The sequence below is a fragment of the Thalassotalea profundi genome (assembly GCF_014653195.1).
GTDB classification, from domain to species: domain Bacteria; phylum Pseudomonadota; class Gammaproteobacteria; order Enterobacterales; family Alteromonadaceae; genus Thalassotalea_B; species Thalassotalea_B profundi.
In genome coordinates, this window is record NZ_BNAH01000005.1 from 87,283 (window position 1) to 110,241 (window position 22,959).

Annotated in this window: 17 protein-coding genes; 13 read left to right on the forward strand and 4 right to left on the reverse strand. The window is 35.7% G+C overall.

Going from position 1 to position 22,959, the window contains the following annotated elements; translation table 11 throughout:
* Positions 1-255: 255 nt before the first annotated feature.
* The 5 genes from IE155_RS07480 to IE155_RS07500 all read left to right on the forward strand — a co-directional run bounded on the left by IE155_RS07480 (position 256) and on the right by IE155_RS07500 (position 8,419).
* Positions 256-2,928, forward strand: a complete 2,673-nt coding sequence (locus IE155_RS07480) for a TonB-dependent receptor (RefSeq protein WP_189377626.1) — start codon at positions 256-258, stop codon at positions 2,926-2,928.
* Between the two features lie 146 nt (positions 2,929-3,074).
* Positions 3,075-4,121 (forward strand): AraC family transcriptional regulator, encoded by a 1,047-nt coding sequence (locus IE155_RS07485; RefSeq protein WP_189377627.1) that lies wholly within the window; start codon positions 3,075-3,077, stop codon positions 4,119-4,121.
* Between the two features lie 294 nt (positions 4,122-4,415).
* Entirely contained in the window at positions 4,416-5,360 is a 945-nt protein-coding gene (gene lhpI / locus IE155_RS07490) for a bifunctional Delta(1)-pyrroline-2-carboxylate/Delta(1)-piperideine-2-carboxylate reductase (protein ID WP_189377628.1), read from the forward strand.
* Positions 5,361-5,390: 30 nt separating this feature from the next.
* Complete coding sequence (locus IE155_RS07495) at positions 5,391-6,692, forward strand: aminopeptidase P N-terminal domain-containing protein (protein WP_189377629.1); 1,302 nt, start codon at positions 5,391-5,393, stop codon at positions 6,690-6,692.
* A 269-nt stretch (positions 6,693-6,961) separates the two neighbouring features.
* Positions 6,962-8,419: a sensor histidine kinase gene (locus tag IE155_RS07500; protein WP_189377630.1), complete on the forward strand. Its 1,458-nt coding sequence runs from the start codon at positions 6,962-6,964 to the stop codon at positions 8,417-8,419.
* Here the strand turns inward: IE155_RS07500 and IE155_RS07505 are convergent.
* Entirely contained in the window at positions 8,416-9,684 is a 1,269-nt protein-coding gene (locus IE155_RS07505) for an NAD(P)/FAD-dependent oxidoreductase (protein ID WP_189377631.1), read from the reverse strand. The genes IE155_RS07500 and IE155_RS07505 overlap by 4 nt on opposite strands.
* 6 nt (positions 9,685-9,690) lie before the next feature.
* A complete protein-coding gene (locus IE155_RS07510; protein WP_189377632.1) occupies positions 9,691-10,722 on the reverse strand; it encodes a proline racemase family protein in 1,032 nt (343 codons plus the stop codon).
* Positions 10,723-11,077: 355 nt separating this feature from the next.
* Here IE155_RS07510 and IE155_RS07515 point away from each other — a divergent pair, with 355 nt between their 5' ends.
* The 5 genes from IE155_RS07515 (at position 11,078) to IE155_RS07535 (ending at position 16,675) form a co-directional block, all read left to right on the forward strand.
* Entirely contained in the window at positions 11,078-12,091 is a 1,014-nt protein-coding gene (locus IE155_RS07515; RefSeq protein ID WP_189377633.1) for a 4-hydroxyproline epimerase, read from the forward strand.
* A gap of 34 nt (positions 12,092-12,125) precedes the next feature.
* A complete protein-coding gene (locus IE155_RS07520) occupies positions 12,126-13,652 on the forward strand; it encodes an aldehyde dehydrogenase (NADP(+)) (protein WP_189377634.1) in 1,527 nt (508 codons plus the stop codon).
* A 103-nt stretch (positions 13,653-13,755) separates the two neighbouring features.
* Entirely contained in the window at positions 13,756-14,424 is a 669-nt protein-coding gene (locus IE155_RS07525; RefSeq protein ID WP_189377635.1) for a GntR family transcriptional regulator, read from the forward strand.
* Positions 14,425-14,730: 306 nt separating this feature from the next.
* The gene (locus IE155_RS07530) at positions 14,731-16,287 is read left to right on the forward strand and encodes a SulP family inorganic anion transporter (protein WP_189377636.1); all 1,557 of its coding nucleotides are present in this window, start codon (positions 14,731-14,733) and stop codon (positions 16,285-16,287) included.
* A 76-nt stretch (positions 16,288-16,363) separates the two neighbouring features.
* Entirely contained in the window at positions 16,364-16,675 is a 312-nt protein-coding gene (locus IE155_RS07535; RefSeq protein WP_229817137.1) for a DUF1289 domain-containing protein, read from the forward strand.
* 129 nt (positions 16,676-16,804) lie between these two features.
* Here IE155_RS07535 and gdhA read toward each other — a convergent pair whose 3' ends face one another.
* A complete protein-coding gene (gene gdhA, locus IE155_RS07540; protein ID WP_189377637.1) occupies positions 16,805-18,157 on the reverse strand; it encodes an NADP-specific glutamate dehydrogenase in 1,353 nt (450 codons plus the stop codon).
* 343 nt (positions 18,158-18,500) lie between these two features.
* On the opposite strand from gdhA, the gene ylqF reads away from it, so the two are divergent.
* Both ylqF and IE155_RS07550 read left to right on the forward strand, forming a co-directional pair.
* A complete protein-coding gene (gene ylqF / locus IE155_RS07545; RefSeq protein WP_189377638.1) occupies positions 18,501-19,445 on the forward strand; it encodes a ribosome biogenesis GTPase YlqF in 945 nt (314 codons plus the stop codon).
* Complete coding sequence (locus IE155_RS07550) at positions 19,445-19,879, forward strand: HIT domain-containing protein (protein WP_189377639.1); 435 nt, start codon at positions 19,445-19,447, stop codon at positions 19,877-19,879. The genes ylqF and IE155_RS07550 overlap by 1 nt, the downstream gene beginning before the upstream one ends.
* Positions 19,880-19,901: 22 nt before the next feature.
* On the opposite strand, the gene megL is transcribed toward IE155_RS07550, so the two are convergent.
* Positions 19,902-21,086 (reverse strand): methionine gamma-lyase, encoded by a 1,185-nt coding sequence (gene megL, locus IE155_RS07555; protein WP_189377640.1) that lies wholly within the window; start codon positions 21,084-21,086, stop codon positions 19,902-19,904.
* A 278-nt stretch (positions 21,087-21,364) separates the two neighbouring features.
* On the opposite strand from megL, the gene IE155_RS07560 reads away from it, so the two are divergent.
* Complete coding sequence (locus tag IE155_RS07560) at positions 21,365-22,888, forward strand: sigma 54-interacting transcriptional regulator (protein WP_189377641.1); 1,524 nt, start codon at positions 21,365-21,367, stop codon at positions 22,886-22,888.
* The last annotated feature ends 71 nt before the right edge of the window (positions 22,889-22,959 follow it).

Below are 22,959 nucleotides of genomic sequence, written 5' to 3' on the forward strand. Positions count from 1 at the left end.
CGCTATCATAATAAAAGCTGATATTAATACTAGCGAATTTCAGACATCAATTAAAAAGAATTCCTTTAATCAATAAATGTTAATAGAAGGTGATTATATTAAGAGTCTGTACTACTTTTTAATTATTAATCAGGATATTTTAAATATCCGTCAGTTTTTTTGAACAATAAGTAAGCTTTTATTGTAAGACGTCAATATAGTGATTATGCAATTATAAAAATAATTATTTAAATATTAAAAAATGGGGAATACATAATGTTGAAAGACTTCCAGTCGGGTAAAGCATTAACATCTTTGAAGAAGCATCCAGTTGCGATTGCTTTGTTATCTACAATGGCCGTTTCACCATTAACAGTTTATGCAGAAGAAACTAATCAAGCTAATGACGAAGATAAAGTCGAAGTGGTTACTGTAACTGCGCAAAAACGAATACAAAATATCTTAAAAGTGCCACTTACTGTTGGCACAGTTAGCGAAAGCTTAATTGAAGAAAGCGGCTCTATTTTATTAAGTGATGTAGATAAGTTTATACCTGGTTTTGATTTTTCAGATAGTAGTATGACCCAAGCAGGGATCACCATGCGTGGTATTTCTAGCCCTAACATTAGTGTTGGTGGTGATCCATCTTCAGCTACATTTTATGATGATATATATATGCCACGAGCAGCACAAAGTGTTGTGTTTTCAGATATGGCACGTATTGAAGTACTAAAAGGTCCTCAAGGCACCTTATTTGGTCGTAATGCGGCGATGGGGGTAGTCAATATGGTACCCAAATCACCGTTTGCCGATTTTGAAGGCTTTGTTAAAGGCAGTTTCGGTACTGATAACCTTCAACGTCTTGAAGGTATGGTGAATATTCCATTATCAGATAATGTATATATGCGCGCGAATTTTCTTTCGAATAAACAGGACGGTTTCATTGAAAATGTTGCCGTAACTAACTGGAATGATAGTGATTACAAGCAATGGGATTTAGGTGAGCGTGATCATAGTGCGGCAAGGGTTGCTCTTTTATGGGATATCTCTGATGCCACGAACTTTCAATTATCGTATGACTTTGATGATTTAGAACAAGGGCCGCCTATGGCTGTTGGTATTTCTGAATATGCTTATAATAATGGTCAGTCAGCATTCTCGTCAAAAGCTGAAAACGATGTTAGAAATGGTGTCGAAGCTCGCGATATGTATGGAGTTACTGCAAAATTGCATCATGAGTTTAATAATGAATGGTCAATGAAGTATGTACTTGGTTATCGTGATTGGGAAACTGAAAATCGCCAAGATGAAGATGGCACAGCTGATATCACACGCTATTTTGATACATCAAATAACGAAGATTCTAATATTTTATATACTGAATTACAGTTAAATTATATTGGCGATAAAGTGAATGCGGTTGCAGGGTTTTCATACTCAAAAGAAAAAGTTAAACAAACGACAGAATTAAACGTTACCACAGATACTGCAGCAAGATTGATCACTGGTGATTTAAATAATCAAATTGACGGATTAGTTGCTGCTCAAGTTGCTGAAATGTTAGGCGGCAATACCGATGCTCATGCCGCTGGCGCTTTTGGACCTGGTGTTACTTTTGAAGGTGCTGTAGAAACGTTAAAGTCTGTTATGGGAATTAACGATATGGATCATATGTGGGATCCAGACGATTGGGCTGGCGCATTAAATGGTTTAGGCTTAGCAGATCAAATTATGGCGGCTATTGGCATGCCGGGAGTTCCCTTAACTGCCGATATAGTTTCTGCAACAGGTGATTTAACCTACGATATAGTGTCTGCACAATTACCTGGGCTTGTGGGGTCATCAGCTCCTTATATTCCTGAAATATTTGGTCCAAGTTACGCTGGACAATTTTGGCAAGAAAGTATTAATAATACCGGGGACTTTACTAACTGGGGCGTATTTGCTGATCTAGATTACGCCATTGACGATAAATGGAACGTAATTGTTGGCCTGCGTTATTCCAAAGACGATAAAGATTTTACATGGGATATTCCCGTTAATACCTTTTCAACTGTTCCAAGTAACAGTTTAATGCCCGCAGGCGTACAAGTGCCAATAGGTAATATTTTATTCCCGCAGGTAAACCTCGCCGCATCTGATTCTTGGAGTAAAGTAACAGGGAGATTTGTTACTAGCTATCAAATAGATGACGATCAAATGATTTTTGCTTCATATTCAACAGGATATAAATCAGGTGGTTTTGATTCATTAACGGCTTCTACAAAATCATTTGCTCCTGAAGATACAACTAACTATGAGCTTGGTTATAAAGCCGTATTGTGGGATGAAGTTATTGCCAATATTAGTGCTTATTATTTAGAGTTAGATAACCTTCAGCGGTCTATCGATTCGAAGGCTCCAGGTAGCTCACAAGCTATTCCAACCATTATTAATGAAGACCGTGAAATTACAGGGGTTGAATTTGATTTACGTTGGCATATTAATAAAAGTGTTACTGCTGGTGTTGTAACAGAAATACGTAGTACAGAGTACATTTCACCTGACTTTTATAATGGCGATGGTGACTTAATTGCAGCAACACAAACATCAAGTAATGCTAAAGCGAATTATACTTTTACACTCGATTGGATGCCTGATTTTAGTGTAGGAACAACTAATTTCCATCTTGATTATGTTTTTGTTAAAAATGTAAATGCCGACAGAGTAGGGCTTGAAGATTATGTAAAATCTATAGACGCATACTTTGAAGATACAGAGCTATTAAATGCACGTTTATCTTGGACGAATAGCAGCGATAAATTAGAAGTAGGGTTATGGGGTAAAAATTTACTTGATAATCGCTATGTTAGTAGTATTGGTGGTTTAACTGCGAGTATTTTAGGTACGCCTCACGGTCGTATAAATCGCGGCTTAGAAATGGGACTTGATGTTAAATACAACTTCTAAGCGATGTTTAAATTACAGGAAATTTAAGACTTTATAGCCCGATTTTTCGGGCTTTTTATTTTTCGATTATTGATAGGCGCTAGCCTTTTAAAAAAATTGTGTTTACACTGCAAAATCGAATTTTATTTATTAGTATTTAGGTTTTTATGTTTGAGCTTTTAACTCATTTTGCTATTGCACAAATGTTGTTTTGTATTCTAGTGCTTCTTCCTCAGCAACAAAAAAATCCATCAATTCGACTCTACATTTTATTAATGCTTTGCGGCGTTAGTTATTGTTTAGGTGAAATTCATCCTGAAAAAATCACTCATTCCTTTTTTTGGTGGTTTAGCCATATAGGTGGCAATGTACTACCAGGAGTGTTTTGGCTTGTTAGTCTTAGTGTTTTTGGTGATCATACTAAACTTAAACGCTGGCAGTACGCGTTAGCTTCAATGACATTACTCATACCTTTAACGTATCAAGCCATTCAATACATCATGAGTTTCAATGCAGATACTAGTCGTATGTTGGAACTTTTGTTTGGTCAAAGTGCATTACTACTTGAGTTAGCCTTAATTGTTCACGCTTTTGTTGTGGCTTCAAAATATTGGCGAGATGATTTAGTACAGGAACGTCGTTATATACGCGGGGCTGTTATCAGTTTATCGGCAGTTTATCTCATATTGAAAATTGTTGCGGATCAATTGCTCAATATAGACTGGCAGGGTATTGATATTATTAATTCATTATTACTAGTGGTGTTAGTAACGGGTATTAATTATTTCTTATTTCAATTACGAACTTCAAGCTTGTTTGAAACAGTTAACGTAACCCCACAAAAGCGATCACCTAATAAGAAACTATCTAAAGAGCTATTACGTATAACGGCTTCTATGACCGACGAAAAGCTATATCAACAAGATGGAATTACGATTGCTGAATTAGCAAAACATCTTGGAATTCATGAATATAAATTGAGAAATTTAATCAACGGAGAATTAAACTATCGAAACTTTAATGATTTTTTAAATCATTATCGGATTGCAGAAGTTAGCGAAAAACTCATTGATAGTGAGTTTTCAACCACTCCTGTCTTGACACTAGCATTAGAAAGTGGTTTTAGAAGCTTAAGTTCGTTTAATAAAGCTTTTAAAGCAACTCATGGGCAAACGCCTACAGAATTCAGAAAGAAAACCCTTTCTAACTTATAAATTATAGGTTTAATAATAAAGCCTATGTTGATATTTCTTATTTTATGACTTTAACAATAAAAATATCGCCTTCAAATTTAGTGTTATTCAACAACATCATTTATATACATATTTTTGCTATATCAATGTCATATTACTGAGATTTTAATACATTAATTTAAATTGGTGTATCTGTTGAAAGTCTTGCTCAAACTAAAAATTGCCAATTTTAATCAATAGAAGAAATCAATATATTTACCTGTTGTATACAGTATGCAATAATGTGTTGCGTATTATGTTTTTTTCAGGGTTAGTATGATCAATATAAGTGAAGAACAAGTAAATAATGCATTAGACTTTTCAACGTTAGTGCCAGCACTTAAACAAGCATTTACTACTGATATCTGTGTGCCATCTCGTTTGCATTATGATATGGAGAATCCTAAAGCCTCAAGAGAAACAACATTGCTAATGATGCCTGCGTGGCAAGCTGGTGATGTTGCAGGGGTTAAATTAGTAACTGTTGCACCAGACAATGGCTTAAAAAATTTACCGTCAATTCAAGGGACGTATTTATTGTTTGATATAAATAATGGCTCGATAAAAGCTATGATGGATGCGCCAGCATTAACGGCAAAAAGAACTGCGGCAGCTTCGGCTTTAGCGAGCCAATTTTTATCAAGAGAAGATAGCAAGAGTTTGCTTATAGTTGGAACAGGCACGTTAGCACCTCAACTTATTGCAGCTCACACAAACGTTAGGCCGATAAATCAAGTATATGTCTGGGGGCGAACATTAGCAAAAGCTCAAGCAGTATGTGAGCAAGTTTCAGAGTTAAATATTGAATGTATTCCTGTTGATGATATCCAATCTTATGCTAAACAAGTCGATATAATTTCTTGTGCAACATTGAGTACAACGCCGCTTATTTTTGGTCATTGGTTACAGCCTGGTCAGCATGTTGATATGGTGGGTGCTTATCGCCCTGATATGCGAGAAATGGATGATGCATGTTTAGTCGGCAATAAAATTTTTGTTGATAATTTTGATGGTGCGTTGAGAGAAACAGGTGATATAGCTATACCTTTAAAAACAGGGATTATCTCAAAAAAAGATATTAAGGCTGATTTATTTTCACTTTGTAAAGGTGAGTATCAAGTCAACCGAAAAGCAAGTGATATTACGATATTTAAATCTGTTGGCCATGCGCTAGAAGACCTAATAGCGGCTAAATTAGTGGCCAATAACACATTAAAATAAACTACGGCAATTATAGAATAGAGGTATGAGATGATCTACCAACAAAGACGTGCATGGCTTTGCCAACAACTTGATAGTGACTCTGTTGTTATCGTTGTGGGTAATACGGCGAAAACACGCAGTAAAAATATTAATTATCATTTTCGTTGTGACAACGACCTCTATTACTTAACAGGGTTTACCGAACCTAATGCTGTAGCTGTTATACGACCAGGGCATGAACAAAGTTATATTTTATTTACCCGCCCTAATGATGCGTCTGCAGAAACAAGTTTTGGTAAAAGAGCTGGACTAGCTGGTGCAATTGAATTTTATCAAGCTGACACTGCTTATGCGATTAATGAATTGGATCAAACATTACCTGAATTACTCGAAACACGTAGTAAAATTTATTATTTAGATGAGCAGGGGATATATCAAGATAGTATTTTCAAATGGATAAATACTCAGCGAAAAAATACCGCCTTTGATGTAATTAAAGCGTATCGTCAGTTATTACCTTTACAGCCTATTTTGCATAATGCGCGAGTCATTAAATCAACTGAAGAAATAACATTGATTAAACACGCGGTCAAAGCCTCTGTGAGTGGCCATAAAGCGATGATGCGATCAACTAAACCGGGTATGAATGAATTACAACTCAGTGCCATCTTTGATCGTGAAATAGCTGAATTTGGCTGCCGCGAAGTTTCGTATCCAACTATTGTTGCTAGTGGAAATAATGGTTGTTGTCTTCATTATGAAGATAATAATAGCGAACTAAAATCAGGGGAATTAGTTTTAGTAGATGCGGGTGCTGAATACCAAAAATATTGCTCTGATATTACAAGAACTTGGCCCATTAATGGAAAATTTACTAAAGAACAAGCACTACTTTATCAATTAGTATTAAATGCTTTAGATGCAGCCATAGCAATTGTAAGGCCTGGTTTACCTTGGTGTGATATATATAACACAGCAATGAGAGTTTTGGCACAGGGATTAATTGATCTTGAATTATTATCGGGCGAAATTGATCAAGTGATGAATGATGAAAGTTATCGACAGTTTACCGTGCATAAAACTGGTCATTGGTTAGGAATGGATGTACATGACGTGGGCAGCTATCATGATAAAAGTAATCAATGGTTAACTTTAAAAGAGGCTATGGTCTTTACTATTGAACCTGGGATATATATTCCTGAAAGCTGCCAACAGGTTGATCAAAAATGGCGCGGAATAGCCATAAGAGTCGAAGATGATATCATGGTAACCAAAAGTGGACATCAAAACTTATCAGCTGAAATCCCCCGAACGATAGAAGATATAGAGCGATACATGACGTCTAGGTAATATACTTTATTAAAATAATAGCTTAGCGTATTTAGACGTTACTTTTATTTTAGTGTATTTAGTTGACAATACTGTAAATGCCTATTTTAATTAGAAGACCGATAAAGCATAAAATTTCACTGATTTTTGTGTGAATTTTATCAACTAAGTGAAAAATATTAATGCCAAATAAAGGCTCATTTAATAATAAATTAAGTCGTCGAGTACTGATATATATTTTGCTGTGTAGCTCAATATTGTCGTTCACCTCTACAGCTATACAGCTGTATATGACATATAAAGATCACCTTTCTTCGTTAGATCAGCAATTTGAAAATATTGAAACAAGTTATATCCAATCAATTTCAACAAGTTTATGGGATTTTAATGAGCCTTTAGTGTTACAACAATTACAAGGTATTGTTCGTTTACCTGATATTCGTTATGTAAAAATCACAACAAGCTTTGGTAAAATTTACCAATTTGGTAAAGAAGATGTTAAAGCGGAAAAGTATGTTGAATACCCTATAATCTACGGTGAAAATACTATTGGTATTTTGGGTGTTTCGGCAGATTTTGAAGATATTTACGATAGTTTATGGCAACAAGCGGGCTTTATTTTAGCCTCTGAAGCAGTAAAGACCTTTATTGTCGCTTTTTTTATCATGATTATTGTACATTGGCTTATAACTCGCCACCTTTATTTTATTACCAATTATTCATTAAATCTAAAAGGGCATAACTTAGACACTCCTCTGAAGCTTCCAAACCGAAAAAAGAAAAGGGATGAGTTAGATGATTTAGCTGATGCTATCAATAATATGCGGATAGACTTAAAAGAGGATATTGTTAAATTAGAAGAAGCAGAAAATGCTTTAATTAATTTAAATGGTGAGTTAGAGATAAAAGTTTACGACCGTACAGCTAAATTGGCTGCTAGTAATCAGCAACTTCAACAATCTTTAGATGATCTAACATTAGCAAAAGATCAATTAGTGCAATCTGAAAAAATGGCATCTCTTGGCCAGCTTGTTGCGGGTGTAGCACATGAAGTTAATACGCCATTAGGCATCTGTGTTACTTCTATTACGGCATTGAAAGAAAAAGTTGAGGAATTAAGTAGCGCAATTGAAAGTGAAAATTTAACTAAATCTCAACTTACTACCACATTAACGCTGTTAACTGAATATCAAAATATTATTGAAAGAAGTTTAAATAAAGCTGTGGATTTAATAAGAGGGTTTAAATCTGTTGCTGTTGAGCAACATACAGATCCTAAGCTAAGCATTAATTTAGCACAGCATGTCAATGATATTGTTAATACGGTCAAAACTCTTTTCAAACGCAAAAAATATTCTATTAATATCTCCGTCGATGAAGATTTTAATTTGGTCACTTATCCCAGCGCGTGGAATCAAATATTAACAAATTTTTTAACGAACTCGCACGTGCATGGCTTTGAAAATAAAGAGTCAGGGCAGATTAATATTGAATTTACCCATAATAAAAACTTTTTAACTCTGAAATATAGCGATGATGGCCAAGGATTAACAAAAGATATTAAAAAGCGGATTTTTGATCCGTTTGTTACGACTAAACGAGGACAAGGGGGCTCAGGATTAGGCATGAATATTGTTTTTAACTTAGTACATACTAAGTTAGGTGGCACGATAAAAATAGAAGATAGTAAAGTAGGCTGTTCTTTTATTGTTAAGGTGCCACTTCAACAAGCTGATAAACCAGATTAATTAAAACGTTTTAACGAAAAAGGGGTTATATCTAAATCTGTTTTATCGTTTTGTACAAGTTGAGTAATTAGTTTTCCAGTAATTGCCCCTAAGGTTAGACCTAAATGCTGATGCCCCACTGCAAAGTAAACGTTTTTATGGGCAGGAGCTTGACCTATTACAGGTAAAGAGTCAGGCATTGAAGGTCTATGGCCCATCCAACATTGATCTTCACTTATCTCGTGATCGTGTAAAAACGCTGTATTTTGTATAATAAATTGCGCATTTTTATATAAACTTTTTGCTCGTTTCATATTTGCCGCTAGTTTTAATCCTGCAAACTCAACTGTTCCGGCCAATCGTAACCCGTGCGCCATTGGTGTAATGATAAATTTTCGCTCAGCGGAAGCTATAGGGCGAGTTAGCTGGTTATCTATGTCAAGTTTTGTTAAGTCTAAATGATACCCACGTTCATATTCCATGGGTAATTTATAGCCTAACTGGTTGGCTAATTCTACAGACCAAGCGCCGGTAGCAATAATAACTTTATCAAAAGTTAAGCAGTGTTTTTCATCATATAATTTGATGCTATCTTCTTGATAAGTAATTTTATTTACTGAAAACTTCTTGAAGATTGTTCCTAATGATAATGCATGGTTACCGATGGCCTGACATAGTAGGTAGGGGTCAATAGTATGCCCTACTTCAGTAAAATATAAGGAATAATTAATACTGTGGTGAAGGTTTGGTTCTAACAATAATGTTTGCTGTCTATCTAACAATAAGACTGCTATTCCTTGATTTTTATAGGCGTGATAATGTTGTTCAACCGTTTTTATATTGTTAGTTTCAAAAACTAATAAACTTCCATTTGTTGTTAATAAGTGCTCAGCTTTTGCTGCTTTTAAGATTGGACTATATTCTGCTATCGCATTCTTATTGAGAGCTTTTAGTGCAAGCATATTATTCTGACGTTTATCATTAAACATATTACGCATGAATTTAAAAAACCACGGTAATGCTTGAGGAAAATATCGGGGAGATATCGCGATAGGCCCCAGGGGGTTTAATAATAATTTGGGGAGTTGCCATAACAAATTAAATTCAGCAAGTGGAAAAACTTGTTCGGTGGCAAAATGCCCAGCATTACCTTTTGAACAACCTTCTCCTATGCCTTCTTTATCAATTAATGTAATACTGTTTCCTTGCGCTTGTAACTGAGCAGCGCAATTTACACCAATAATGCCTGCCCCAATTACAGCAATTTTTTGTTTTTTTGTTGTCATGATAACTTATCTCAATATAAAGCCTTGAGGGAATATATCTTTGTGATCTAATAAAAATTGGTGATAACCAGTGATAAATGCTCTACCACTAACGCGAGGAATTACTGCTTTTTTTCCATGATAGTCACAAGTTTTTTGAACATTAACTGTCATTTTTCCATTAACAATACTTTCTATTACAATGTCTTTTTGTGATGTTAGTTTTTCTTTTTCTACTAAGATCGCTGCTCTTGCGCTTACACCTGTTCCAGTTGGAGAACGGTCAACTTCTCCATTAGCAAAAACACAAACATGGCGAGAATGAGAGTTTGAGTGAGTTGTCTTATTAGAATAAAAGATAGTGCCGTATAAAAAACTTAGCTCTTTTTCAACAGGGTGTTGTAGAGAATAACTATTCATTATAGCTTTTTTTATATCCCAGCCCGCTTTGATGAGTGTTTGGTTATTAGCCGGGGTGCAATCCATACCAAGTTTATCCGCATCGACAAAGGCGTAATAAGCGCCTCCATAGGCAATGTCATAATCTACTTTACCTAAATTTTTAACTTCAACAGACTGATTTAATGCTTCGATAAAAGAAGGAACATTATCAAAGCTTACTACGATGTTTTTATTTTTATCATATTCGACGTAAGCCTTAATTAATCCTGCTGGAGAGTCTATACCTATCGCTTGATTTACAGGTGGCATTGTTAAGGCGCCCGTTTCTATCGCTACAGATACTGCAGCAATAATGCCATGCCCACACATACTGCTATAACCTTCATTATGCATAAATAAAATGCCAAATTTAGCTTCTTTCGTACAGGGCTCTGTAATTAGAGCGCCGTACATATCTGCATGACCGCGAGGTTCAAACATGAGCAATTTACGATATTGATCTAAATGTTCAGTAAGATATTGACGTTTTTCCAATATAGTGTTGCCCTTAATTGTAGGGTAACCTTGAGTTATTATACGTAAAGGTTCTCCTTCTGTGTGGGCATCAATAGTACTAATACACTGATAGTTTTCTAATTTATTAATATTAAATTGCATTTATAGTTACCTAATTGAGAAAAACTTAACGAAATGCTTGTGTGATTAAAATTATTGTATACAATATGCCGAATCTTTTCTAGTATTACTTTGACTGTATTTTAAAAATTTGAGTGAGAGATAAACTATGAATAATATAAATTGACGAGCCATTTATCCTGCGGTAACTACGCATATAATGAGGATATATCAGTCAACTTGGTTATCTACATTTCACTTGGATTAGACTTTAGTTAGGTTTAGGTTAAGTTTGATTTAAATCTATAAAACGAGATTCAGCACATTAGACAGTTAATTATGAAGATGCTCGGTTTTTTATAGCGTGGCGCTTTTCTTATTTTGTATAGGTTTTTTTATGATTAAAGGTACGTTTTTTTGCATTGATGCACATACTTGTGGCAATCCAGTACGTTTGGTAACTAGTGGTCATCCAAATTTACAAGGCGTTACTATGAGTGAGAAACGTCAAAATTTTTTACAATATCATGATTGGATCCGCAGAGGTCTGATGTTTGAACCAAGAGGGCATGACATGATGTCAGGGGCCTTTATTTATCCTCCTTGTAGTGAGAATTCTGATGCTTCAATATTGTTTATTGAAACTTCCGGGTGTTTACCTATGTGTGGCCACGGAACTATAGGTACGGTAACTGCAGCTATTGAAAACGGGTTAATTACTCCGAAAGTTAAAGGTCAGCTCACGTTAGATGTTCCCGCGGGACAAATACATGTTGAGTACCAGCAAAAAGATAGCAAAGTAACTTCAGTTAAACTACATAATGTTGCTGCATACCTTGCTCATCAAAATGTTGTGCTAAATGTTCCAGGTTTAGGAGAGCTTTATGTCGATGTTTCCTACGGTGGAAATTATTACGTTATTGTTGAACCTCAAGCTAAATTCCCAGGTATCGATCAATGGAGTGCGAGTGATATTTTACATTGGAGCCCTATAGTTCGTGCTGTAGCTGATGAATTGCTCGAATGTATCCATCCTCAAGACCCTACTGTTAACGGAATAACTCATGTACTTTGGACGGGGAAGCCACAAAAGCAAGATTCTGATGGTGCTAATGCCGTTTTTTACGGTGATAAAGCTATCGACAGATCCCCATGCGGCACCGGTACCAGTGCTCGTATGGCGCAATTATTTGCTAAAGGTCACTTAACGCTTGGCGATAGCTTTACTCATGAAAGTTATATTGGTAGCCAGTTTATAGGCAAAGTAGAAGATGTGATTGACGTAAATACGCCAACTGGAGTCATCAAAATGATCAAACCAAGCATTGCTGGTTGGGCGAAAGTTTATGGTAAAAACTGTATTACTATTGATGACGATGATCCTTATGCATTCGGCTTTACAGTGAATTAATTATTAACAGATTGAATATTAAGTAGGTATAAATATGACATTAACAGGAAAAAATTTAATTGCTGGTGAGTGGTTAGGTGAAACGGCTAACGGATTTGTTGCTATCGATGCAGCACTTAACGAACCAATGACCACAAAATTTGCAGATGCTACTGAGCAAGAAGTAGAGAAGGCAATCGCAGCGGCGCATAATGCATTTGTAGGATATAGTGAATTATCAGCAGTAAAAAGAGCCGCTTTTTTACGCACCATTGGTGAACAAATAATGGCTTTGGGTGATGAGCTCATAACAACTGCTTGCCAAGAAACAGGTCTACCCCAAGCAAGAATTCAAGGAGAAAGAGGACGCACAATTGGTCAGCTAGGTCTATTTGCCGATTTATTGGAAAAAGGCGAATATCAAGGAGTGATTGATCTTGCAGATGCTACCAGAGAGCCATTACCTAAACCTGATACTCGATTAGGATATTTACCTTTAGGTGTTGTTGGAGTTTTTGCCGCGAGTAATTTTCCTTTAGCATTTTCAACCGCCGGTGGTGACACTGCTTCAGCTTTAGCTGCTGGTTGCCCTGTTATAATGAAAGCCCATGCTGCACATCCTGGTACTGCTGAGTTGGTCGCTCGTGCAATAAGTACAGCAATAAGCATTTGCGAGCTTGAACAAGGGGTATTTTCACTCATACAGGGTAAGAATTATGCTATTGCTAGCCAAATAGTTACTCATCCGTTAGTTAAAGCTGTAGGTTTTACAGGCTCAGAACGTGTTGGGATGATCCTACAAGCGCAAATTAATGAGCGTGCTGAGCCTATTCCATTTTATGGTGAGCTTGGTAGTGTTAATCCACAGTTTATTATGCCTAATAAGCTTCAACAAGAGGGAGAGAGTCTTGGACAAGGATTAGTGGCTTCTTTGCTAATGGGACAAGGACAATTTTGTACGAGTCCTGGTATTTGGACTTATGTAGAGGATAATAATAGTGATATTTTTGAACGTGCTGCTATAGCTTCTATAAAAGCATCATCAGCAGGTGTTATGTTAACGCCTGCTATTGCCGCTACTTATCAATCTGCGGTAAAAGAATGGCAATCGATTGAAAATGTAACGCTTCTAGCGCAAGGACAAACTAGTGAGGCTTCACATTTATGTCAAGCGGCATTATTTGCAACAGATTTAGCCACCTTTAAAGCTAATAGTCAGTTACATGAAGAAGTATTTGGTTCGTGTGCGTTAATTGTTCGCTGTAAAAATTTTGATGAAATGCTTAGCTTTGTTGAATTGTTAAAAGGTAATTTAACAGCAAGTATTCATGGAACTGATGCTGATTTAAACGAAAGTTGTTTGATAGCTAGAGCGGTAGCTCATAAAGTAGGCCGTTTGATTTACAATCAAATGCCAACAGGAGTTGAGGTGTGCGCGTCTATGAACCATGGGGGGCCATTCCCAGCGTCAACAGATCTGAGAACAACATCTGTTGGAAGTGAGGCAATTAAGCGCTTTCAGCGACCAATTTGTTATCAAAACATGCCCGTTCAATTATTACCAGAGCTGTTGAGAAATTAGTAAATAGATGATTAAAGGAATTATTTAAACAATAATTCCTTTTTTTTTGTGTTTATCATTCTATTCCTTATAATAGTCGACAACTACCTCTAGGAAAAAATGTATGAGCATAGTATTTAAAACCCGAACGCAGCTTGTTGTTGAAACATTGCGAGAAAAAATTCTTAATGGTGAAATTAAAGCCGGTCAACCATTGCGTCAAGCTGCTTTGGCTGAAGAGTTAAATGTTAGTCGTATTCCTGTTAGAGAGGCATTATTACAATTAGAGGCTGAAGGACTAGTTTCATTCGAACCGCATAAAGGTGCGACAGCAACCGAGCTTAATATTGATCAAGTGGACGAGTTGTTTGAATTACGGGCTATGCTTGAAGCTAATCTATTGGCTGACTCAATTCCTAATCTAAGTGATGAAACCTTAGCTGAAGCGACGGCGCTATTATCGGAGTTAGATCAAGCTTTAGGTAAAGAGAATGCGGTTAATACTTGGAGTGCACTGAATTCTAATTATCATAACTGTTTGTATTCTGGTGCTCAACGCCCCCAAACACAAGATTTAGTTAATACTTTAAATAAAAATTCGGATCGTTATATTCGCATGCATTTACTTTGGGCTGGCGGTATTTCTAAAGCCGAGTCAGAGCATAATGATCTATTAGCTTTTTGTAAGGCGAAAGATGTTGATAATGCCGTTGCTTTACTTAAAAAACATATTTTAGGCTCTCGTGATGAAATTAAAGCTTTTTTAGTTAAACGCGAAAACAATAAACTTTAAAAAAGTCTTTAAAAACAAATGAATATTTGATCGCGTGTTAATAAGATACGTGATCAAATATTGACTTTCTCCCTTTTTATCTATACTATCTCGCCGCCTTTAGTTGTCTGAAATTTGTTCTATTATTTGAGTTTACCTTTGACTCTTACAGTTAGATTCAACACTGTAAAAAATATAATGAATACCTATAGGTTATTACTTCTATAAATATTGATTGAATTATATCAATTGAAATAAATAACTCTCACAGATGTGGGGATTATTTATTTCATTTGACATCAACCCCTTTTGAAACAAGAGATTAAAATGTTTAATATTAATGTTGCCAAAGCTGGTAACTTGAAAAATGATATATTATCAGGATTGACTGTCGCCTTAGCACTGGTACCTGAAGCTGTTGCCTTTGCTTTTGTTGCAGGTGTTAAGCCTTTAGTTGGGCTTTACGCGGCCTTTATGGTTGGATTAATAACTTCTATTTTTGGCGGAAGACCAGGCATGATATCTGGTGCAACAGGTGCTATGGCTGTTGTTATGGTGAGTTTAGTTGCGATTTATGGTGTTGAATATTTATTCGCAACCGTTGTGTTAACTGGCTTACTTCAAATATTAGCTGGTATATTTAGACTGGGTAAGTTTATCCGTTTAGTACCGCATCCTGTTATGTTAGGTTTTGTTAACGGTTTAGCTATCGTAATATTTTTAGCTCAATTAGGTCAGTTTAAAGTGACTAACGAGTTAGGTGAATTAGAATGGATGCAAGGTTCTCAGCTATATATTATGTCAGGACTTATCTTACTAACTATGGTCATTATTCATTTTTTACCTAAGTTAACTAAAGCAGTTCCTTCATCGTTAGTGGCCATAGTTGTTGTTACCGTGCTTGTACAAAGTCTAGAATTAGATACCAGAACTGTGGTTGATTTTGTTAGAGACATGACTAACGATCCGCTTGCTTCTATCGCGGGTGGTTTGCCACAATTTAGTATTCCAATGGTACCTCTGACACTGGATACTTTGAAAATTATCTTTCCTTTTGCCATTGTTCTTGCTGCTATTGGATTAATCGAATCCTTGCTAACCTTAACCTTGATAGATGAACTAACGGGTACTCGAGGTCGTGGTAACAAAGAGTGTATTGCACAAGGCGCTGCAAATACTGTTACTGGTTTTTTCGGGGGAATGGGGGGGTGCGCCATGATTGGTCAATCAATGATTAATGTTAATTCTGGTGGACGAGGTAGAGCTTCCGGTATTACGGCTGCGTTAGCATTACTTGCTTTTATTATGTTTGCTTCAAATTGGATAGAAATTATTCCACTAGCGGCATTGGTTGGTGTAATGTTTATTGTGGTTATTGGAACATTTGAATGGTCAAGTTTTCGAATTTTAAATAAAGTACCAAAATCAGATGCTTTTGTTATTGTATTAGTTTCAGGCGTTACTGTTGCTACAGATCTAGCAATTGCTGTAGTTGTTGGAGTTATAGTTTCAGCACTAGTTTTTGCCTGGGAACATGCAAAACATGTTAGCGTTAAACGTGTGAGTGACGAAAAAGGAAGTACTGTTTACGAAGTAAACGGCCCATTATTCTTTGGCTCTGTGAGTAGTTTCTTAGAGCAGTTTAATATCAAAGATGATAGTGATGACGTAATTATTGAGTTTAAAAATTCAAGAGTTGTAGATCATTCAGCTATTGAAGCTATTGATACTTTAGCAGAACGTTTTATTAATCAAGGCAAAACCATACATTTAAAACATTTAAGTCAAGAATGTAAGTTATTGTTAGAAAAAGCAGGTGACTTGGTTGAAGTTAATGTCATTGAAGATCCTGATTATCATATTGTCTCAGATAAATTAGCGTAATCTATTACGTCTTATAACGTATAATGTTCTATAAGACTGACGTAACTTGGGTCGATATAATACATGGTATTAATATATGAGTATGCAGTTAGAGTTTTTTGATGTTCCAAGCCCTTGTATAGGTATTTGTCAGACAGATGATAAAGGCTTATGTAAAGGCTGCTTTCGTTCACGTGATGAACGGCAAACATGGATTCATTTAACTTCTGACGACAAACAAAAAGTAATAAAGCGTTGCCAGCAAAGGAAAAGACGCAAAGAAAACGGTATAAAGCCCAAAGCGGAAGAACTTGTGGTAAATGTTGTACAACCTTCATTACTTGATCAACCAAATAAACCTGCTATTTGTACTAAAGATGCTGTTGATTTTGGTGATTTTGAGTTGTAAGTCTGCCTAGAGATATCATTGTTACTGAGTTAAAAGAAAGAATACGAAGCCCATTAATAGCATAATGGGCTTTTTGCTTATATATGTCATCTTGTATTTGCAAGGCAAATTGTTTATTAAATGTGAAATCTATACAACACCTTGTTCTAACATTGCATCAGCAACACGTTTGAAACCGGCTATATTTGCTCCTAATACTAAATTACCCGGTTGGCCGAACTCTATTGATGTTTTATGGGCCGTTTGAAATATGTTTTTCATGATTTCCTGTAACCTTTGATCAACTTGTTCAAATGACCATGTTTGCATACTTGAGTTTTGCGCCATTTCTAATTGACTTGTCGCAACACCGCCTGCATTTGCTGCTTTTCCCGGACCATAAGAAATTTTGGCTTCAATAAAGGTGTTAATGGCGTCTTGTGTGGAAGGCATATTCGCGCCTTCACTCACTAACTGACAACCATTTTCAATAAGAGCTTGGGCATCAGCTAGGGTTAATTCATTTTGTGTGGCGCATGGAAATGCAGCATCGGCTGAAAATCGCCAAACAGCATGGCCATCTTTTGGATAGTCATCAATAGGGATAAATTGCGCTTCTTTATATTCTTCTAAATAACCAATAAGGCTTGATCTTGAACCCTCTTTTAATTCTTTTAGTAGCGCTAAATCTATTCCAGATTCATGATATATCGTTCCTGTAGAGTCACTACATGTGATAGGAGTAGCCCCCAATTGATAAAGTTTTTCTATAGCATAGATGGCAACGTTACCTGAGCCTGAAATTAAACATTTTTTATCTTTTAAAGACTCTTGTTTAACCGACAGCATATTTTCAGCAAAATATACAACACCATAGCCCGTCGCTTCTTTTCTAACTAAAGATCCACCCCATAATAAACTTTTTCCAGTAAACACCCCTTCATAACGGCCAGTTAACCTTTTATATTGACCAAACATGTAACCAATTTCACGTGCTCCTACGCCGATATCACCAGCGGGCACATCTGTTGTTGGACCTATGTGGCGATATAGCTCATTCATAAAAGATTGGCAAAAACGCATAATTTCGCCATCAGACTTTCCTTTAGCGTCAAAATTAGAGCCACCTTTGCCTCCGCCAATAGGTAAACCCGTTAGTGCATTTTTAAATATTTGCTCAAACCCTAAAAATTTAATAATACTTGCGTTAACGCTAGGATGAAATCTTAAGCCACCTTTATAAGGACCTAATGCTGAGTTAAATTCTACACGATAGCCTTTATTTACTTGTATATTCCCTTCATCATCAACCCAAGGAACACGAAACATTATTTGTCTTTCAGGTTCTACAAGACGTTGAATAATGGCTTGTTGTTGGTAGTGTTTGTTACTTTCTAATATAGGAGCTAATGAATCTAATACTTCTTCTACTGCTTGGTAGAATTCAGCTTGAGCTGGACTAGTATTTTTTAAATTAGAAATAGTTTCATGAATATATGACATAAATATTTATCCTTCATAATTCGTGTTAAATAAGTAAAGGTAAGCCCAATCATTTTGTGAATAGGGAAAGCGTGAAATATAGCAGTTAACTTCTTACTTGGTGAGTATTTTTGAATTGTTATGCTTTAATTTTGCATATTATTGCACTAATTAAGGGCGCTAATCTAGTGTTTTTTAAGAGGTATTTAATCTAATTTATTTTCTTTTATTTGCATCAGGTTAAAAAACAAATAGTCGTTAATGGTGTAAACTATACCTATTTATAGGTATTTAACTGATAATATAGTTAAATATGCAAAATCGCCTTAATACATATTGGCATAATTAAAGGTTAGAGTATCAAATGAGTAGAGCTGGTATCCAATGGTTTCCAGGCCATATGCACAAAGCCCAAAAAGAAATCAGAGAAATTCTGCCACAAATTGACGTTGTTATTGAAGTTTGTGATGCGCGTATACCTTTTAGTAGTGAAAACCCTATGATCACTGAGATCAGAGGTGATAAACCACTTATTAAAATTCTGAATAAATCAGATTTAGCTGATCCTAAAATTACTAATACTTGGTTAAATTACTTGGAGTCACAACAAAATGTTAAGGCTATTGCTTTAACAACTGAAAATTCTTCTGTAGCTAAAACGATCCCAGATCTCGTAAAAAAATTGGTGCCAAATAAAGATGAAGCAGGTAAACAAATCAATGTGGTCATTATGGGGATACCTAATGTTGGTAAGTCTACATTATTAAATACATTAGTAGGAAAAGCTAAAGCTAAAGTGGGAAATGAACCTGCTGTTACTAAAGGACAACAACGCATTAGATTAGAAGATGGCTTATATTTATATGACACTCCAGGCATGTTGTGGCCAAAAATTGTCAATGAGAATAGTGGATACCGTTTAGCTATTACCAGTGCAGTGAAAGATACCGCTTTTGATCATGATGATATTGCTTTTTTTGCCGCAGAATACCTGTTACAACATTATCCTGAACGATTAAAAGAGCGTTATAAATTAGATATTATACCTTCAAGTGAACTTGAGCTCATAGAAGAGATAGGTCGTTTACGCGGTTGTGTTAAAAGTGGTGGGCATGTTGATTTACACAAAGCATCTGCAATATTAATTCATGAAATTCGCGATAAGACATTGGGAGCCTTGACCTTCGAAACTCCTGAGATGGTTGAGCAAGAAATAGAGTATTTTGCTGAGCTTGAACAGAAAAAAATTTCAGAGCGAGAAGCTAAAAAGCTAGCGCGTGGTCGTGGTCGAAAGAATAAAAGGAAATAATGTTGGAAAATCAATTTGAACTGCACCCTTTATTAAAAAGAGATTGTATAGAATTACTTGATTTAAAACTCTCTAAATTATTACTGATGAATGATTGCCAATACCCTTGGTTTATTTTAGTTCCTAAAAGAGCTGATATTACTGATGTGTATCAATTAGATTGGCAAGATCAACAACAACTATTAAACGAATCTAGTGCGTTAAGTGAAATATTGATGCAAGTGTTTATGGGGAAAAAAATGAATGTTGCGGCAATTGGTAATGTATGCCCGCAATTACATCTCCATCATATTGTCAGATACGAAGATGATGCCGCTTGGCCTAAGCCCGTTTGGGGCTATCAACCGACTATTGCTTATTCGAGTGAACAGCTTACCGAATTACAAGAAAAGTTACTTCCCGCATTAAAACTAGTTTTAAAACAGGAAGAATAATTTAGGCTCTGATTAGTGAGATTTAAACGATCGTATCTAATGATTGTTGAAGATCTGCGATAATATCATTTACATTTTCTAGGCCAACAGATATCCGAATTAAGCTGTCGCTAATGCCTGCAGAGCGTCGTTCCTCCTCAGAATAAGGGGAATGTGTCATAGAAGCTGGGTGTTGGATAAGAGACTCTGCATCGCCTAAACTTACAGCAATGGAAAATAATCTCATACGATTAATAAAAGCGGCTCCGCCAGCGAGATCTGTTTTCAACTCAAAGGCTATTACACCTCCAGCTGCTTTCATTTGTTTGCCTATAAATTTGAAGCCTGGATGTGACTTTAAACCAGGATAATAAACTTTATCTACAGCTGGATGAGAATCTAGATATTGAGCAATAGTTCGTGCATTTTCACAATGACGTTCTATTCTAATCGGTAGTGTTTTTAACCCCCTTAATATTAGCCAAGCGTCATGGGGGCTCATAGTTGCGCCAATATCTTTAAGGGCGGTGAGTTTTATATGTTCAATCATGTCTTTGCTACCGCAGATAATTCCAGCAACCACGTCACCGTGCCCATTAAGGTATTTTGTCGCACTATGAATGATGATATCTGCACCTAACAATGCAGGTTTTTGTAATACTGGAGTGAGAAAAGTATTATCTACAACGGATATTAACTGGTATTTTTTTGCAATATTTAATATTTCTTCAAGATCCAACACCACAAGATTTGGGTTAATTGGGCTCTCTAAAAAAATTAACTTGGTATTATCACGTATCTCTTTTTCTATTTTTGAAGGATCTGTCATGTCGACAAATGATACTTCAATACCGAATTTAGTGAGCATATGGCTCATTAAAGCAAATGAGCATCCATAAACTGCATTAGATGAAATGACATGATCACCTGCTTGTAGATTTGCAAGTAATGCGCCTGAAACTGCTGCCATACCGGTTGCCGTTGCTGCAGCGTCTTCCATTTCTTCTAAAGCTGCCATTCTCATTTCAAGTTGTCTGGTCGTAGGGTTACCTAAGCGAGTATAAATATAACCTTCAGACTCTCCTGCAAACCGTTGCGCACCTTGTTCCGCATTATCAAAAATAAAGGTAGATGTTTGATATAAAGGAGTTGCTAAGGAACCAAACTGTTCATCATTGATTCTTCCTGAATGTATGGCTTGAGTTTCAATATGTTTACTTGTTGTCATTATTTGCCTTAATTATAGTTATTATTTATTGATAAATTTACTTTAATAAAAGACAGCAAAAGACAAGCCAGTGTTATTTAATCTTTATAATTCAATTACTTAATCTTAAATTCGAAATTGTTTAACTTTTTGTTGTAATAAAATAATTACAACCTTAATTTTATAAGCATAAAATACTTTTAATTTTTTATTATATGTTGAAATATATAGAAAATATTGTGTAATTTTTTTATTACGTTGTACTATGTCTATGACGGATGTTTGGATGCAAAGGTAATATGAAAGTAGAAATTAAATCATCAGATCGTATTGGGATCAGTCAAGAAATACTCGCGGTATTTGCTGGCAAGTCTTGGAATGTTAAAGCAATTGAGGTGCAGCGACATTTTACTTTTGTTTATATTGATAGTGATGTCTTAAAAATTAACGAAATAACTGATTCCTTGTCCCACATTGAGGGGGTGAAAGGTTGTAAAAAAATTGATCTCATGCCTTCTGAATTGCGAGAAAATCATTTGAGCACATTGCTTTCTCGTATTCCTGATCCCATCATTGACTTAGATTCAAAGGGAAATATATTAGCGCTTAATCGGGCTGCAGATAAGCTCTTCTCAAGTGAACAAAAGTCGATTGTTGGTCAGTCAATCGAAAAATATACAGATATTAACTTAAAAAACATTAATAAACCTAATGAGCATAGTGTATCTATTAAAGTACTAGATACTCATTATATTGCGGATGTAAGCCCTGTTGTTGCGAATAAAAAAATTAAAGGAGCAGTAATTACATTACGCTCTATTAAAAAGTTAGGTCGTCAATTATCGATGATCCAATCTACAATTGAGCAAGGAATTGACAATATATTAGGTGAGTCAGAAACAATTCAACTAGTTATTTCTCAAACATTACGTTTTGCTGAACTTGATCTACCCGTATTAATTTCAGGGGAAACGGGTACAGGAAAAGAACTTTTTGCAAGGGCTCTTCATCAATCGAGTCAAAGGAAAAATGGTCCTTTCTTAACGATTAATTGTGCGAGTTTACCAGAGCAATTATTAGAAAGTGAGTTATTTGGTTATGAGTCAGGCGCATTTACTGGCGCAAGTAAATCCGGTAAACCTGGCTTGTTTGAATTAGCCGCAGGAGGCACTGTTTTTTTAGATGAAATCGCTGAAATGTCAGTGTATTTGCAAGCAAAGTTACTACGTTTCTTGCAAGATTATCGTTTCAGAAGGGTAGGAGGAACTAAAGAATTTATTGCTGATATAAAAATAGTAAGTGCTAGCCACCAAAATTTTAATCAGTTGATTGAGGATAAAAAATTTAGAGAAGATTTATATTATCGCTTAAATGTATTGCGATTAGAGTTGCCGTCATTAGCAAAAAGAAGTGATGATATTCCAATGCTTGTTAATCACTTTGTAAAAAATGCAGCAACACATGTTGACCAAATAGTTCCTATTATAGCAAATGATGCAATGGCGGCTTTAAAAGCTTATTCTTGGCCTGGGAATATTAGGCAACTAGAGAATACCATATTTCGATTAGTTGCGCTTAATAGTAATAAGGAAATAACACGCGACGATGTAAATGCAATTTTATATCAATCAGATGATAGTTCGACAATTAAAATTGTATCTCAAAGGGATGTTGATGATTGGGCAAGCGCACAAGCAAATTTTGAAAAGCAATTATTAACAGAATTGTATCCACATTATCCAACTACAAGAAAGCTTGCTAAAAGGTTGAAGGTTTCTCATAATAAAATTGCTATGAAGTTAAGAGCTTATAATATCGAATAAACTCTTTACATAAAATGTACTAGCTCAGACTTGATCTGACAGTTACCCGTTTTTCAATCGGTGACTGTCAG

Coding starts and splice junctions, on each gene's coding strand:
- IE155_RS07480 (WP_189377626.1), top strand. CDS start 256: ATGTTGAAAGACTTCCAGTCGGGTAAAGCATTAACATCTTTGAAGAAG.
- IE155_RS07485 (WP_189377627.1), top strand. CDS start 3,075: ATGTTTGAGCTTTTAACTCATTTTGCTATTGCACAAATGTTGTTTTGT.
- lhpI (WP_189377628.1), top strand. CDS start 4,416: ATGATCAATATAAGTGAAGAACAAGTAAATAATGCATTAGACTTTTCA.
- IE155_RS07495 (WP_189377629.1), top strand. CDS start 5,391: ATGATCTACCAACAAAGACGTGCATGGCTTTGCCAACAACTTGATAGT.
- IE155_RS07500 (WP_189377630.1), top strand. CDS start 6,962: ATGACATATAAAGATCACCTTTCTTCGTTAGATCAGCAATTTGAAAAT.
- IE155_RS07505 (WP_189377631.1), bottom strand. CDS start 9,684: ATGACAACAAAAAAACAAAAAATTGCTGTAATTGGGGCAGGCATTATT.
- IE155_RS07510 (WP_189377632.1), bottom strand. CDS start 10,722: ATGCAATTTAATATTAATAAATTAGAAAACTATCAGTGTATTAGTACT.
- IE155_RS07515 (WP_189377633.1), top strand. CDS start 11,078: ATGATTAAAGGTACGTTTTTTTGCATTGATGCACATACTTGTGGCAAT.
- IE155_RS07520 (WP_189377634.1), top strand. CDS start 12,126: ATGACATTAACAGGAAAAAATTTAATTGCTGGTGAGTGGTTAGGTGAA.
- IE155_RS07525 (WP_189377635.1), top strand. CDS start 13,756: ATGAGCATAGTATTTAAAACCCGAACGCAGCTTGTTGTTGAAACATTG.
- IE155_RS07530 (WP_189377636.1), top strand. CDS start 14,731: ATGTTTAATATTAATGTTGCCAAAGCTGGTAACTTGAAAAATGATATA.
- IE155_RS07535 (WP_229817137.1), top strand. CDS start 16,364: ATGAGTATGCAGTTAGAGTTTTTTGATGTTCCAAGCCCTTGTATAGGT.
- gdhA (WP_189377637.1), bottom strand. CDS start 18,157: ATGTCATATATTCATGAAACTATTTCTAATTTAAAAAATACTAGTCCA.
- ylqF (WP_189377638.1), top strand. CDS start 18,501: ATGAGTAGAGCTGGTATCCAATGGTTTCCAGGCCATATGCACAAAGCC.
- IE155_RS07550 (WP_189377639.1), top strand. CDS start 19,445: ATGTTGGAAAATCAATTTGAACTGCACCCTTTATTAAAAAGAGATTGT.
- megL (WP_189377640.1), bottom strand. CDS start 21,086: ATGACAACAAGTAAACATATTGAAACTCAAGCCATACATTCAGGAAGA.
- IE155_RS07560 (WP_189377641.1), top strand. CDS start 21,365: ATGAAAGTAGAAATTAAATCATCAGATCGTATTGGGATCAGTCAAGAA.